The organism is Enterobacter sp. JS8-1 (assembly GCF_049187015.1).
GTDB lineage: Bacteria > Pseudomonadota > Gammaproteobacteria > Enterobacterales > Enterobacteriaceae > Enterobacter > Enterobacter mori.
This window is the reverse complement of record NZ_CP185806.1, coordinates 73,702-88,296: the sequence shown is the minus strand read 5'-3', so window position 1 is coordinate 88,296 and position 14,595 is coordinate 73,702. Positions and strand designations below refer to the sequence as shown.

Annotated in this window: 13 protein-coding genes and 1 tRNA gene; 6 read left to right on the top strand and 8 right to left on the bottom strand. The window is 51.5% G+C overall.

Going from position 1 to position 14,595, the window contains the following annotated elements:
• Positions 1 to 7 precede the first annotated feature (7 nt).
• From ACOQH0_RS23590 to ACOQH0_RS23580, 3 genes are all read left to right on the top strand, one after another.
• Positions 8 to 796 carry a DsbA family protein gene (locus ACOQH0_RS23590; RefSeq protein WP_221696971.1) on the top strand — a complete coding sequence of 263 codons (789 nt, stop codon included), beginning with the start codon at positions 8 to 10 and terminating at the stop codon, positions 794 to 796.
• Between the two features lie 580 nt (positions 797 to 1,376).
• A complete protein-coding gene (gene repA, locus ACOQH0_RS23585) occupies positions 1,377 to 2,390 on the top strand; it encodes a plasmid replication initiator RepA (protein WP_232939222.1) in 1,014 nt (337 codons plus the stop codon).
• Between the two features lie 878 nt (positions 2,391 to 3,268).
• Positions 3,269 to 4,075 carry a DUF4225 domain-containing protein gene (locus ACOQH0_RS23580; protein WP_143347792.1) on the top strand — a complete coding sequence of 269 codons (807 nt, stop codon included), beginning with the start codon at positions 3,269 to 3,271 and terminating at the stop codon, positions 4,073 to 4,075.
• On the opposite strand, the gene ACOQH0_RS23575 is transcribed toward ACOQH0_RS23580, so the two are convergent.
• From ACOQH0_RS23575 to istA, 6 genes are all read right to left on the bottom strand, one after another.
• Complete coding sequence (locus ACOQH0_RS23575; protein WP_143347793.1) at positions 4,050 to 4,376, bottom strand: hypothetical protein; 327 nt, start codon at positions 4,374 to 4,376, stop codon at positions 4,050 to 4,052. The genes ACOQH0_RS23580 and ACOQH0_RS23575 overlap by 26 nt on opposite strands.
• Before the next feature lie 131 nt (positions 4,377 to 4,507).
• Positions 4,508 to 5,278, bottom strand: coding sequence for a TraX family protein (locus tag ACOQH0_RS23570; protein ID WP_421512484.1), 771 nt, complete (start codon positions 5,276 to 5,278; stop codon positions 4,508 to 4,510).
• 348 nt (positions 5,279 to 5,626) lie between these two features.
• Positions 5,627 to 6,127, bottom strand: a complete 501-nt coding sequence (locus ACOQH0_RS23565; protein WP_421512483.1) for a hypothetical protein — start codon at positions 6,125 to 6,127, stop codon at positions 5,627 to 5,629.
• Positions 6,128 to 6,135: 8 nt separating this feature from the next.
• Complete coding sequence (locus ACOQH0_RS23560; RefSeq protein ID WP_421512482.1) at positions 6,136 to 6,417, bottom strand: thermonuclease family protein; 282 nt, start codon at positions 6,415 to 6,417, stop codon at positions 6,136 to 6,138.
• 767 nt (positions 6,418 to 7,184) lie between these two features.
• Complete coding sequence (istB, locus tag ACOQH0_RS23555; protein WP_001531258.1) at positions 7,185 to 7,967, bottom strand: IS21-like element ISSen3 family helper ATPase IstB; 783 nt, start codon at positions 7,965 to 7,967, stop codon at positions 7,185 to 7,187.
• Complete coding sequence (gene istA, locus ACOQH0_RS23550; protein ID WP_421512410.1) at positions 7,964 to 8,986, bottom strand: IS21-like element ISSen3 family transposase; 1,023 nt, start codon at positions 8,984 to 8,986, stop codon at positions 7,964 to 7,966. The genes istB and istA overlap by 4 nt, the downstream gene beginning before the upstream one ends.
• A 536-nt stretch (positions 8,987 to 9,522) precedes the next feature.
• On the opposite strand from istA, the gene ACOQH0_RS23545 reads away from it, so the two are divergent.
• Positions 9,523 to 10,332, top strand: a complete 810-nt coding sequence (locus ACOQH0_RS23545) for a winged helix-turn-helix domain-containing protein (RefSeq protein WP_421512481.1) — start codon at positions 9,523 to 9,525, stop codon at positions 10,330 to 10,332.
• Positions 10,329 to 10,817, top strand: a complete 489-nt coding sequence (locus ACOQH0_RS23540; RefSeq protein ID WP_421512480.1) for a hypothetical protein — start codon at positions 10,329 to 10,331, stop codon at positions 10,815 to 10,817. The genes ACOQH0_RS23545 and ACOQH0_RS23540 overlap by 4 nt, the downstream gene beginning before the upstream one ends.
• A 254-nt stretch (positions 10,818 to 11,071) precedes the next feature.
• Here the strand turns inward: ACOQH0_RS23540 and ACOQH0_RS23535 are convergent, their stop codons facing one another.
• Both ACOQH0_RS23535 and ACOQH0_RS23530 read right to left on the bottom strand, forming a co-directional pair.
• On the bottom strand, positions 11,072 to 11,431 hold the full coding sequence (locus tag ACOQH0_RS23535; RefSeq protein ID WP_421512479.1) for a hypothetical protein: 360 nt from the start codon (positions 11,429 to 11,431) through the stop codon (positions 11,072 to 11,074).
• Positions 11,432 to 11,815: 384 nt separating this feature from the next.
• Positions 11,816 to 11,891 (bottom strand) — tRNA-Thr (locus ACOQH0_RS23530).
• A 1,142-nt stretch (positions 11,892 to 13,033) separates the two neighbouring features.
• Here ACOQH0_RS23530 and ACOQH0_RS23525 point away from each other — a divergent pair.
• The gene (locus tag ACOQH0_RS23525; protein WP_421512292.1) at positions 13,034 to 14,431 is read left to right on the top strand and encodes an ISNCY family transposase; all 1,398 of its coding nucleotides are present in this window, start codon (positions 13,034 to 13,036) and stop codon (positions 14,429 to 14,431) included.
• Positions 14,432 to 14,595: the final 164 nt, after the last annotated feature.

Below are 14,595 nucleotides of genomic sequence, written 5' to 3'. Positions count from 1 at the left end.
TCAGGCTATGAAAGCAAACAAATTAGCAGCATTAATAGTTACAACATACATTGGCTTTATTTCAATGGCACACGCTTCGGCCCCTCAGCCCTTATTCAGCCCGGAGCAGGAGGCACGTATCGGCGAAATCGCTGCTGACTACCTGGTGTCGCACCCGGAGATACTGGTGACGGTCAGTCGTAAGCTGCAGGAACAGCAGGAGACACGTAAGCAGAAGATGTTTGCACTCAGCGTGATGGAGAATCAGGCGAACCTTTTGCATGATCCGGACACCCCGGCTTACGGGCCTGATAATGCAAAGGTCGCTGTGATTGAATTCTTTGATTACCAGTGCGTGTTCTGCAGCCGCTTCGCGCCGGAGCTGGAGAAGGTCATGAAAGCGCAGCCGGACGTCCGCTACCTCTTTAAGGAGTGGCCAATATTTGGTGGACGCTGGGAAGCTTCACTTCAGGCTGCGCAGCAGGGGCTGACGGTCTGGCAAAAGAAAGGGCCGCAGGCCTATGTCACCTATCACAATGCCATCTACGCCACCGGCCATAATGAAGGCAAGCTGACGGCGGAGGATATACTCGCGGCAGCGTCAAAGGCAGGGCTGGCCGCCTCTGTGCCGGGCGACCATACCGCGTCCCTTGAGAAAAACAGTAACCTGGCAGAGGAACTGGGGCTCACCGGAACGCCGGGGATCGTCGTCATGCCCGTTAGCGGGGCGACTCCCGACACCATCACGGTTTTCCCGGAAGCCGTAACCGCTGAAAGACTCCAGGCAGCAATCCGGAAAGCCACCAGAGTGAAATGATCCTCAGTCCGAAGAACGTCTCCCGCCAGAGACTGTTTTTCATGTTCCGCGCGTAATTGCCATCTTCCCGTTCCGTTCTCCTGCGCTTCCTCGATCAGGCCTGCCGGCCTGATACTGCGGCGAGCGCTGCCGGTTATAGTCCCTTAAGGATAATTAGCATGCAAACTACGGACGGTTATCTGGTCTAACATCTGGAAAAATTACTGACGAGAAGGTAGTATTCGGATCGTCAGCGATCGTCTTGTGGTGGGACAGATTGTTGATTCAGATTACTTTTGTGACCTAACTCAAACTGACGGTTTGACTGCTTTGTGGTGAGGCAGGCGGGTGGCAGAAGATGGTTTTACGGAAGAAATGCGGACTTCCGGAAACAAACAAGGACAGGACGTGTCCAGTAAAACGTTCAGGAGCAGGTTACGGGATTTCCCGGAGCCTGAATGCACAAACCCCCCGATAACTGTCATCATCTTGGCGGAAGACACAGGTATCAGGGGGTCCAAAAGCAGGCGCGTTGCCTGTGAAGGATTATAACGCATGCACCATAGAAAACAACACCCGGCCGCCATAAGAACAGGCCGCCGTGAATGACAATCAGATTTCTGTTCACTGGTCAGATCTACCGAAAGATGAGCTAACCCGTTTCTGGCAGAATGTCGATGCCGGCACTCAGGATAATTTCCTCATTGCACCGGTCAAAAAACTGACCCGCCGCAAACGCGGTGAGCATTCCACAAAAGCCAAATGTGAGAACCCGGCCTGGTATCGCCCGGAGCATTATAAAAAGCTCTCCGGACAGCTCGGTCATGCCTACAATCGCCTTGTGAAAAAAGACAATGAAACCGGGCAGGTCAGCCTGCGCATGCATGTTTCTCGTCACCCTCTCTATGTCGCCGGCCGCCGTAAGGCGGGACGTAAATATGGCTTCCGTCCGGAACGTCAGCGCCTGCTCGATGCGCTCTGGCCAGTGCTCATCAGCTTCTGTGATGCCGGCAAGCATACCGTCGGCATGTGTATCTCCCGTCTTGCAAAAGAACTCAGTGCAAAGGACGCAAAAGGCAATGTCATTCCTGAAACAGAGGTGACGGTGTCACGCCTTTCACGGCTTATTGAGGAACAGGTACGGTTTGGCGTTCTGGGTCTCGCGGAAGAACGCGCCTGGGACCGTGTATCCCGCACCTGGCTGCCAACGTATGTCTATATCACCCCTGTGGGATTCCAGATGCTGGGCGTCGATATGGACAAGCTGTTTAAAGAACAGGAGAAGAAGCTCCGTCAGAGCGCCGAGCGTGAGCAGCTGATCCGGGAAGGGGTGATGAGCGAACATGATGATGTTCAGGCCCACTCTGCGCGGAAATGCTGGTCTGGCCGTAAGCGTCAGGAGGCACTCGTTTACCGCCGCAAAAAAGGCGCGGAGCGTAAACGTGCCAACAACCTGATAAAGCTGCCGGCAGATGAACGACTCCATGCAATGTCTGAATGGATTTATCGCACCATGCCGCCTGACGAAGCGTACTGGTGCACATCTGAGCGCCTGAAGGCGCTGGCCATCCAGCATCTTTACCAGCTGGATCTGGCGCTTTCTCCACCGGACTAGTCACAGACGACACAACAGTCTTCTTGTTTAAAGGCCCCTCAACGGGGCTTTTCGTGCTGGTTTTTTTCGGCCATTCTGCTCATTTTTCATCCTTCACTCCTTTCTTCTTCCGGTCATCATGACGTTCTGCCGGTCGTTATGGCCCGCAATGGCCACAGTCTCTTTTTTTTACACAGAAATCCGCAAACGAATAAGTGAAGTAACCCGGAAATGAATAAAAGACATTCCGCAAAACAGTCTTACTTCACCTTTTTTATCTCTCTGTTCATTACATTCCAGAGTAGATCTTTGTCTTGGGCCACTCTGTGGATAACGTAAAATGCCTTCGCATGCAGCGGCCTCACGGCCGCGCGCTCAGAAGGAAATCAAAAGTACCTCCCGTCGCAAGCGCCGGGCCCCGTTCTCGCCAGAACCAGGCACCGCATACATACCTGACCCCTGCTAAACCGACGCCGCCCCGGCCCAAAGGGCCGGAACACCCTCGCTTTAAGAGGGATGTTGTAACTAGTATCAAGAGTAGCTGTAGTTAAGTCGCGGTAATCACTTCATACACGCTCGTAAGCGCCTAACGGCGCTAACGCGGAGATACAGCCCGTCAGCGGCCAGAGGCCTTGACGGACTCACTCCGACCGCGCACATTAGCAATCGGAAAGCTTTAAGCGGGTATAGCTTTGCAGGGAAAGGGATGGGATTGGCAGAACCTATCAATCCGTAACGGCTGATGCCGGTTACGACGCCCCTCACCAGAATCACCCAGTTCAGCTCTGGCTGGCGTCTCCATGCCGCTTCGCGGCATACATTTACCCTTTAAAGCAGGGTTGCCTAAATCCGGGAGCGCGATAAGCTTTAACGGGTGATTTTCAATCAGGATGAGAAAAATGGATATAATTCTTCCGGGAAACAAAAGCCAGGCACGAGTCTGGGCAGAAACCATGATTAATCTGGAGGCCCGCAAACTCGTCAATACCGCTAATATTGTTGGCGCCCGACATCTGGGGGATGGATTGACGCGTCTCAAATTCATCGATGAAATTAAATCTGTCATTAATGGCGAATTTGAGCGTGCCCGGCGGGCAAAGTCTGACGAAGAGTGCATGACCTGCCTGCGTAACCTGCAGGCCGAAAACACCAGTTTGCTTGAGCAGAGCCGTCAGCTCCAGACCGGTTATGCGAAGCTATATGCCCAGATCAAATACGTCAGGGATGAAGACCGGATGGTCGGTTATGTCATCTCAGGAATTAAAGTGGTGCTGGCAGGTATGCAGGGCGTATTTGGCTTCGTGCTGACTTCCTCAATGACCCCCGTTGGCGTTCTTGCCGGGGCTATTCTGATTGTCGACTCGGCCAACACGATTACCCGTGAAGTTGGTCGTCAGTTCCTGAATGAACCTGACACGCAGGGTATGTTTGGTGATGGTGCCATGAACATCGCTAAATTCATGGGATTTGAACCGTCAAAAGGGTTGGGGATATACAACGGGATCGCGCTTGCAGGCAATATCTACAGTGTCTATGGATTAATGGCCAGACCTGGAACATGGCGTCTGTTTAACTATATCAGCACCGATTTTTACCGGAAAATCGACACCATGTCCCGGGGCAAACTGACAATGAAAATTGTGGGATGGGGGGTAAAGGCTAAGGTTGTTTTCGATCTGATCACTTCTGATGACGCTGGGAAATGAGATTCCGGCGGTAATGCCATGATTTATAGGCCAGCTTCAAAGGCATGGTAATCGTAAACAGAGTGCCAAGAACAAGAATAGCCACGCCAAAGGAAATGGCATGCATCCTCGAGCCAGCCAAAAGTGTGGCCACAAAAATCAGTAACATGACTGACAGCACCCATATCAGGGCCTTAAAACGGTTTGCCAGATCGCTCAGCAGGGTATCCATCTCCGTACCCGTTTTAGCTGAACTGGCCCGCAGCCGGACAATGTCCTCTTCACTGAAGCCGTGGTTCGTCAGATCACTTTCATGGTTCATGCTTCTCTCCTTTTCCCTGCGGGAAGTTTAACATGCCCTGCGCTAATAACCAGTTAAGCCCGACCGATAACCTCTCAGGTGGTTACGGGCTATCAGCTCTTTCTCACTGATAGCCATCACGTCATCCTAAGTCAGCCAAAAGCAGACTGTACCAGACCAATAATCCCCAGGTGGCCGGCGTAAGCATAATAAAAGAAATTACGCGGCATGAAACGCTTGCGGCCCTCCGGACAGATTTTCCTGCAGAAGGAAACCACTGCCAGGGGGAATGCCAGAGTAGGCAGCGTGGCCAGTAATAATGTTTCTGCGGGCATATCCAGGAGATGCGATAACCCGTTTAAACAAATCAGTGACAGCACGGCAGTGATGGCCGCCAGACGCTGCACTTCGGGTTTTTCGTTGCCAGAAACGGTTGCCATACTGATGGCCAGCGTTATTCCTGCCAGCCCGTAGCTTGCCAGCTGCAGTGGCCAAATCATGAGGGCCAGGAGCAGATATCCCACAAACATTCCTTTCAGGCCGTGCTGGTACTGCAGGGCAATCAGCTGCGTGACGCCGGCAAACACGAACAGAATGTTCAGGGCCCACCAGGGCTGGTGATGCCAGAAGGCCAGGCTGAACACCGGCTGCGTGATGACTGCCCAGATCCACAGACGATTGGCTCTCTTCTGAAGTCGTTCCGGGGTGCGCTGTACGTTCATCGCCCATATAAGCGTGAACAGGGGGAAGGCCATCCGGCCAAGCGCATACATCACCGGCAAGGCTGGCGACAGAAACACCGTATTGATGTGGTCGATAATCATGGCCAGAAGTGCGAGAAGTTTGACCATATCGAGAGCTGCGGGACTGAGCTGGCTGGCGTCCCGGATACTGGGAAGAACGTCGGGTACTGAATGATTCATGCTGTAGATTCCCCTTGCGACACGCGGTTAACAGCCAGCCCTGAACATAATGCCAGAATGCCCTGCCGGTTTGCGTTGTGACCCTGATCTTTAGTTTCTCCAGAATTTTGCGCACTGCAAATTCTGATTTATCACGCAGCACGCGCATTGCGCCTGCCACATCCTTATTCTGAATACAAATACTTAAATTATGAAAATCGTTCACACCGCCCCCTTTCTTACTCTCTTATTATCGGCCGAGTGAATATTATATTTAGTGCAGTAGGATAATTCCTAATAAAAATTTTATATTACCACCCCCAACTTTAGTCATATTATTGACCATACTTAATGGTTGACAATGGTTTATTAATTATTTGCATTGCTTGCTGATGCCTTTGCCCTGACCAGAGCGAAATCTTCACGAATAGATTTCGCGGCAGGCTTCCACCCTTTAGCCCATTCATCGTTCATACGGCCTTCACTGACAATTTTCAGGGTGATGGCATAAGGGGTGCGCTGCAGTTTCTGCGACAGCCAGAGTATATGATCATCGATTCTGTCATCCGGAATATCAGCAATAATCGAGTGAATAAGGTCCAGGTCCTCCGGTGCCCACGGTTTTCCGGAACGAGGAAAAACTTCATCCGGAAGGCGTGGTTTTTTTTCCTTTTCTTCTTTTACCTGCTTTTTAGCTTCCTTTTCCGCAGTGATGAGGCGCTGCCGTTCCGTTAAGCCTCCCAGAGTTGCAACCGTCCTGACCATATTTTCGCGCTGCTCACGTGTAATATTAACTTCACCGCATATAATGGCATTTAACGTATCGACAAGAATTTCCAGTTTGCTTTCGGTTAATTTAAAGTCATACAATAATCTCCTTAATTTTTATTCGTTTTTCGCACTTCCTGATGCAGACTACGCCAGCGCCAGGGCTCTGTCTGACCCGGTTCTGACCAGAGTCCGACTGACTGACGGCGGGCTTCGGCCTCCAGAACAGCGTAGTCTGACCGGGCGGGTTTTCCGTGGTACCGGTATGCCCAGGCCAGGCATTTGCGTATCTGTTCGGCATTCACATCCGTCACGCCAAGCCACACGGTACCGAGCAGACGTCCATAGCGATCCGGGGCCGCGGGAGAACAGATGGTCGACCTTACCTCCACCCTTCGGGGACAAGCGGACCGCACGGGGGATTTTCGGGGCGAGAGCGTGCTCTTAGTCTCATACCCGTGACTATTATGAACGTCGTACGATCACTGTGTGAACGGACGGTCTCCATTGCTGTTGCCAATTGTCGTTGAAAAAGAAAGCGCCTACTGATATTCGTACGTGATCTGGCCGGGAATAAATAGCAGGCGATGAACGTGAAATTAGCGCGGCCTGTAATAGCGAAGGTGTCGGTCGCGCTCCGCCGCCCCACGGGGCGCCTGTATACGGGGGCCGTCACCTTGGGGAAGGCTCAGGTGCAGTGAACCACCGGAATGTCGTTCACCCTGCGGTTGCGAGGCGAAAATGAAGTAGCACTTTCTAACGGCATGCACGCCGTCGTGACAGCTAATAACAAACCACTGAACAGTGCAATTATCGGGACAGCCGGGCTCAATGAAATAACCATCGAGTATACATTACGAGGAACGCCTGAAAGGAGTGGCTTGTTTCAGGGATCCTATGTTTTATTCGTGTCATATCCGTGACATTATTGCTACCGAGACGGGACGAACAAAATGTAAAGCTTAACAGGAAACCGCAATGATGGGCGTGTTAAAAATGCGGCGTTTAAATGTATGCCTACGTATTAACGGACCTGACTCGTTACAAACTGCTTTCAAAAGAACAATACAACAATGCGGTGAGGCGTATGGTGTCAACAACGGGTAAAAAGTGATCCACTTACCGTCACCACCAACGGCCTAATATTGATCCACCTTGTTTACTCAGGATTAGCTTCCGCTATAACCCCGGCCTTTCGTTTCTGCTTCAGTCGATAGCTCTCTCCTTTTATCTGGACTACATGTGAGTGATGTAAGATACGGTCAAGCATCGCCGATGTCAGGGCTGCATCCCCGGCGAACGTCTGATCCCACTGTCCGAACGGCAGGTTAGAGGTCAGGATCATCGCGCTCTTTTCGTAACGTTTGGCGATGACCTGGAAGAACAGCTTGGCTTCCTCCTGACTGAACGGCAGATAGCCTATTTCATCGATGATGAGCAGCTTCGGGGCCATGACACCGCGATTGAGTGTCGTTTTGTAACGGCCCTGGCGCTGTGAAGTGGACAGCTGTAGCAGCAGGTCCGCTGCTGTTGTGAAGCGAACCTTGATACCCGCCCGGACCGCTTCGTATCCCATCGCTATCGCCAGATGCGTTTTACCCACGCCCGATGGCCCCAGAAGTACGATGTTTTCGTTACGTTCGATGAAGCTCAGGGAGCGCAGCGACTGGATTTGCTTCTGAGGGGCGCCGGTGGCGAAGGTGAAGTCGTATTCCTCGAACGTCTTCACCGCCGGGAAGGCTGCCATCCGCGTGTACATCGCCTGTTTACGCTGATGCCGGGCCAGTTTCTCCTCATGTAACAGGTGCTCCAGGAAGTCCATGTAGCTCCATTCCTGATCCACTGCCTGTTGCGACAGTGCTGGCGCCGCGCCGATAAGGCTGTCCAACTGGAGCTGTTCGGCAAGCACCATCAGCCGTTGATGTTGCAGTTCGACCATCATGCGGCTCCTCTGCAGAACGTGTCATAGATGGACAGCGGATGATGCAACGGCTGCCTGTCGAAGGTCACCAGGCTTTCGTCGACCTGCACGTCATACTGTTTTTTCTCCGGTGGCAGTGCCAGCATGGATTGCTGTTCCTCCACCCATCGATCACAGGGGCGGGTCTGGATAGTTTCATGCTTCCGTTGATTGGCCACATCGTACAGCCAGCGCAGGCCGTAACGGTTTGCGGTTTCAACATCGACAGTGATCCCCATCGGGCGCAGGCGCGTCATTAACGGGATGTAGAAGCTGTTGCGGGTGTACTGCACCATTCGCTCCACCTTGCCTTTAGTCTGTGCCCTGAAGGGGCGACACAGCCGGGGAGAGAAGCCCATCTCTTTGCCGAACTGCCACAGGGAAGGATGGAACCGGTGCTGTCCGGTCTGGTAAGCATCTCGCTGGAGCACCACCGTTTTCATATTGTCGTACAGAACTTCTCGCGGTACGCCGCCGAAGAAGCTGAACGCATTGCGGTGACAGGATTCCAGCGTGTCGTAGCGCATGTTGTCGGTGAACTCGATGTAAAGCATTCTGCTGTACCCCAGAACAGCAACGAACACATGCAGGGGGGACTTGCCGTTTCTCATGGTCCCCCAGTCAACCTGCATCTGCCGTCCGGGCTCGGTTTCGAAGCGAACGACCGGTTCAGCCTGTGCTGGTAGGGTCTGTTTGCGGATGAACTCCCTCAGGATAGTCAGCCCTCCACGATAGCCCAGCTCCATGATTTCCCTGGCAATAACGGTCGCCGGGATTTTGTAGGGATGTGCATCGCTGATCCGTTTAGAGATGTAATCACGGTATTCATCGAGCAGTGATGATGATGCCGGGCGTGGTGAATACTGCGGCTTTTCAGATTTGGCTTTCAGGTGGCTGCGGACAGTATTGCGCGAAATACCCAGTTCCCTGGCGATGGCCCGGATGCTCATTCCCCGCTTGTGCAGGACTTTAATTTCCATACGAATCTCAAAAGTGATCATAAGCTCCCCTGTATTCAGAGGAGCAGATTAACCCCTGGATCAATTTTCAACCGTTGGGGCGGATCAGTTTTGCACCGTTGGTAACATATGGGCTGCAAAAGCCTCATTGGGGCCTTCAAGGAATGCTCCGTAGCAACAAACATGGGGTGTTTCCTAAGGCCGTGCGTCCGCAGACAGCAGAGGGAGGCGGAACTCACTGTTAAGTTCACCAGGCAAGCGGGGTACAAATCTACCTGTGGGGAAATATGCCCGGCACCGGCGAAATGAGCACTACATGAATATGAGTTCCTGCAGGCAAGGTGTTGTTGGGACTACCGACATTACCGGAGTTCCAGCGGCTCGGCCGCAAAAGTCTAACTGTCGCCGGTTATCGACTGCTTTGATTGCATGTGGAAGCTGGTCGACAGGACCACGCAAAAAGCCGTCGAACAAACGATGGACTTTTCCTGTTTTCTTATAAGAACTTTCTTACACAGACGGGAATCGTGGTATTCTGTACACAGTAAAAGCCCACAGGAAACCTTCACCTCCCGGATATGAAATATCACCTGGATGACCGTATTATCTTCAACACTGAAGATAATACCCTGATGAGCAAGGAGGACCCTGAACAACGCGTGGACATTACGCTCACGGCCTCGCGTCTTTTACTCCTTCTTATCCGCCATCAGGGAGAAATCCTCACCCGGGACTCCATCATGAAGGCCGTGTGGGAAGACTACGGCCTGAACCCGTCGAACAGCTCCCTGAACCAGTATATTTCCGTCCTGCGCGGCGTCTTTCGCTCCCTCGGGCTTGACGGGGGCGTGATTGAAACCGTCCCGCGCATAGGCTTTATGCTGAGTCCTGAGCTGGCCGTTCAGGGGGAATATCAGTCGGAGGTTACAGTGCCCCCTCTCGTGCCGCCGGGCAATGTTGTGGTGCCGCAGCATACACCGGACAGCGCGTCTTTCCGGCGGCCGTCCCGCTACCGGCCGGGACTTCCCCTTGCCGGCCTGATGCTGTCGGTACTCATTGCTCTGGTTTACCTGAATTACATTCCGCAGACCCGGGCCCCCTACGCGCTCGCGTTCGAATCCACAGCCCCGTACCAGGGCTGCCGGGTGCTGACCTTACCTATGTATGAACATGATAATAACCTTCCCACGCAGGCGCTTCTGACAGCGTTAATCACCACATCCGGATTGACCTGCGCGCCCGGCGGTGAACTGTACGTGCATATTGACGGCAACGTGGCGCACGGCAAAAAGGGCAAAGCCTGGGTGTCTTCCTGTGAGCGCAGAACCGGGGATGGCTCATTCCAGTGCCGAGACTACCTCTCAAATGACTGGAGTGCACCACAGTGAGCTGGCTGCCCCGTATGGTCACCCTGATGGCGCTCCTTCTCATCGTCATGGTCCTTGTGACCGTCATGCAGCTGCGGGGACCGGTACTGGATTTCTCCTGTGCCTCCTGGTTTCGCCAGAGCAACACCAGCGATGACTTTGACATGACCTCCAATACCCTCTTCACGTTTACCCCTGACGGAAAGGGACTCATCTCCATGGACGGTGCCGTGATGCGACAGGGGGAGACCTTTAAACTACGCCGGGATTACAACTTTACCTACCGGCACGCAGGGGGCAACAGATGGCAGCTTATGGACGTTGATATGACGCAAGCCGGCAGCGACAACGTTCCGGCAGGGCTGGTAGAGCGCAACTTCTACAACACGGTTACAAAAACGCGGGGAAATTACATCTACGTCGCGCAGGTCAGGGATATCAAGGGGGCCTGGACGGTGGGCGGGCTCTACTCCCCGGCATTTATGTGCGTGGATAACAGCAGGTGAGAGTGACGTGCCCCGTGCATCTGGCAGTCGCCTGCACTGATTATCGGTCCTGTTGTTTATGACGGAGGAGAAACAAACACGATAGACGAAAAATGCTGAAACTTACGGCCGCTCCGGGAATTACCTTCTTCGCAGGCCGCCCGGTCTGAACTGGTCCGCCATCGAGGCCCCGAACCTCGTCCCATACAACGTTCTGGTCGTCTGCTCTTCCTGATGAGCTAATGGCGGTTCAACGGCATTGATTTAGATGGCGGTTATCTAATATCAAGATAAATCATCAACCCTTCACGTGAACTTTTTTTGGCGTTGTCATTCTTCGCTAAAAGATAATATGCATCTTTATATGATTTTTCATTTTCAGCGCGGTGGGTTATAAATTCAAATGATTGCTTTTTAAATCCACCATAACAAACCACATCCCAGCTATCTTCATCTATTTTCACACTGAGACATTTTACTGGGCCATACGAATAGGTAAGATACGATTGCAATCTGTCCTGAGATGCCCTCACAAAACCAGGAATTGTATAATTTAACATGAAAACAACAAAACAAAGAATGCCAGCAAATAACATAATCACTGACAGTGATATAAAATATGCTTTCGATTTCATTCAGCTTCCTTCATAAATAACTTACCTTAAGCCGTATACTTGCCCAAAATATAAAGGCGAACATTATGTAGTCCCTAGACCTGAACCAGTGTGATTGCCGATTAAGAGTCGATTGCGATGGACAACTGAACTAGAGGACCTGGTTAAACTGAAGGGGCTGGCGCCTGCCTGTGAGTATCTAATCAGTAATAATGACCCGCGTTGATAATACCGACGAAGAAACATTGCTTGGTAGGTCCTACCGCATAGGGGGATTCGACTTTATTCAGATATACACTAACAGAAGACTCAACAGGCCAAACGTTAATAAGAAGACACCCTGTCCAAAGATGTACATTGCAGCATGTAATATTTCAGTTTGGTACATATCCCTGACTTTCTATCTGGGGCCGACTACCGGAATCGAACTGGTGACCTACTGATTACAAGTCAGTTGCTCTACCTGCTGAGCTAAGTCGGCGTGGTGGCTCTCGTCCGGAGACAGCGGACACGATGAAAGCTGGAAGGAGTAAAAACCATTCATCCAAGAGCCAAAAAAGGTCGCCCGGGGGCGGCAAACTACTTGTGTAGGATGTGTTTTTTAGTCACAACCGAAAATAACCACCAGAAACTATCCATGCTTAGCATCCAATGATTGTATTTCACTTGGAGCTAAAAATACCCCCTTCACAGCGGGAAAATTATCACAATTTATATTATACAGTTCAAGGATATTCAGTGCATGAAGATACCACACGTCTTGCTATAACTGTAAAGCGTAAGCGGAATTATTTTCAAAACATGACGAGAACATAACCGCGTCCACCTACGCTTTACACTTACAACAAAAAAATAAAGTAAGCTTGACTTGCTACTCACTTACCAAAATAATGAAATAAGAGTATTAATAATTCCTGTTAACCAAGATAAAGGTTACGCCAGAAAATCTAAGCAGACAATAAGTATTATTTGCAAAGCAATAAAAACGATAAAAAATGAATGCAACACATTTTTACACGACATTCATACTGGAATAATACGCAACCGCGATAGGTTTAACTACTCATGGTAATGTACCATCCTCTCTGCATTTGACCTGCTTGACATCCCCCACGCCCTCAAGTACGTGGATTCCTGCTACGTTCAGGCTATCGCCTGAATCAGTTAGAGCGATTGCCGGCGCTCAGGAGAAAACAGCCTTACTGCGCCATGAAGATCGGTGGTTTATGCCGGAGGGTAATACACCGACGACTCATATATTCACAAGCTACCCTTTAATTATTTACTGGGACATTGTTTAACGATGCCAACAAAAGAACAGTTTTTGCATCGACCGTGCTATTTTTACGCCGTAATTGAATTCTTATTCACTATTCAACTGCTCATGAAGAACTTACCGCCGAAGCCGCAAAAGGGGAACGGGATGTGTGGGATATTGCCAGCAACCTAAGATCTAGCTAATGATGTAACGTAATCTATATTAAAACCATTCCAATTTAACATAAGATAGATTATGCGAATAAGATATGTAGTGGCTAAATTGAGATGTCCGTCTCAGACCAAATAGACATGTCCGCGCTACAGTCTCACCACAGCGATCACTGCTTTCAAAGGATGAGACTCATGACGGCATACGGAACGGAGTTTTTCTCAATGAACGATGTAAACCGACTCAGGATCCTTCAGGACGTTATCGACCGCCGTCTTACCACACGTCTTGCAGCAACCCGGCTTGAGATATCTGACAGACACTGCCGACGGTTGCTGGAGCGCTATCGTGAACATGGGCCGCTTTCACTTGTTAACCGTCGTCGTGGCCAGCCTGGCAACCGGCAACTCATGCCGGGCCTCGCTGAACGAGCACTACGTATTATCCGCGAACGCTACGCTGATTTTGGCCCAACTTTAGCCTGTGAGAAGCTCGCCGAGGTTCATGGGCTGTATCTGGCCAAAGAGACAGTACGCAAGCTGATGACACAGGCTGGCTTATGGATCCCCCGCAAGTTACGGCCGCCTCGTGTGCATCAGCCACGACCGCGTCGGGCCTGCACCGGAGAACTCATCCAGATTGATGGCTGTGAGCATCGCTGGTTCGAGGATCGTGGTCCGGCCTGCACGCTGCTTGTTTACGTTGATGATGCGACCAGTAGGTTGATGCAGCTTCTGTTCGTCAGTTCTGAGTCCACTTTCACCTATTTTGAAGCCACCCGGGGCTACCTGGAGCGTTACGGTAAGCCTCTGGCATTCTACAGTGACAAGGCCAGTGTCTTCAGGATCAACAACAAGCAGGCCATCGGCGGAGATGGCCAGACTCAGTTTGGTCGTGCCATGAACGAGCTGAACATCACCGGTATCTGTGCCAATACCAGTTCTGCCAAGGGTCGTGTTGAGCGGGCTCACCTTACGTTGCAGGATCGCCTCGTCAAGGAGCTGCGGCTCCGCGGTATCAGTACACCCGAGGCTGCAAACGCCTTTGCCGAAGAGTTCATGGTTGACTACAACCGCCGATTTGCGAAGCCGCCACGCCACGATTTCGACGTTCACCGTCCGCTCGAGAATAATGAAAATCTGGCAGCAACATTCACCTGGCGTGAACAACGTAAGGTCTCAAAAAACCTGACATTACAGTACGATAAGAAGCTTTATCTGCTTGAAGATAATGAAGAAAACCGGCGTTTTCAGGGGAAGTACATTGATGTCTGGCAGTATCCGGACGGTACCATCGAGCTCCGGGCTAACGGTACTTCCCTGCCCTTCATTACCTACGACCGGCTGGGAGAACTGGACCAGGGCGCCATCGTTGACAACAAGCGCCTGGGACGTGCTCTGGAGATGATAAAACTGGTTCAGGACAAACGGGACAACACCCGCTCACAGGCCCTGCCATCACTGGACGGCCAGACCTCACGCAGAAAGAAACAGCCCGGAAAGAAATCACAAAGAAGCCTGAATCAGAACGACATGCTGGAAGCCCTGCAGCAACTCCAGGCAAGGAGCCAGGAAATCTTCGGCAAAAGCTGAAACATAACCCACATGCGGACATTTTAATTTAGCCACAAAGCGGACCTTTAAAAACAGCCCAGACAAGATAGGGGCTCTATGCTAATGTCTATTTGGGGGCTCATTGGAATGTCTAGGCTATAGTGTTCAGACCAGGATGCCTACCGTTGTAACAAAAGGTACGT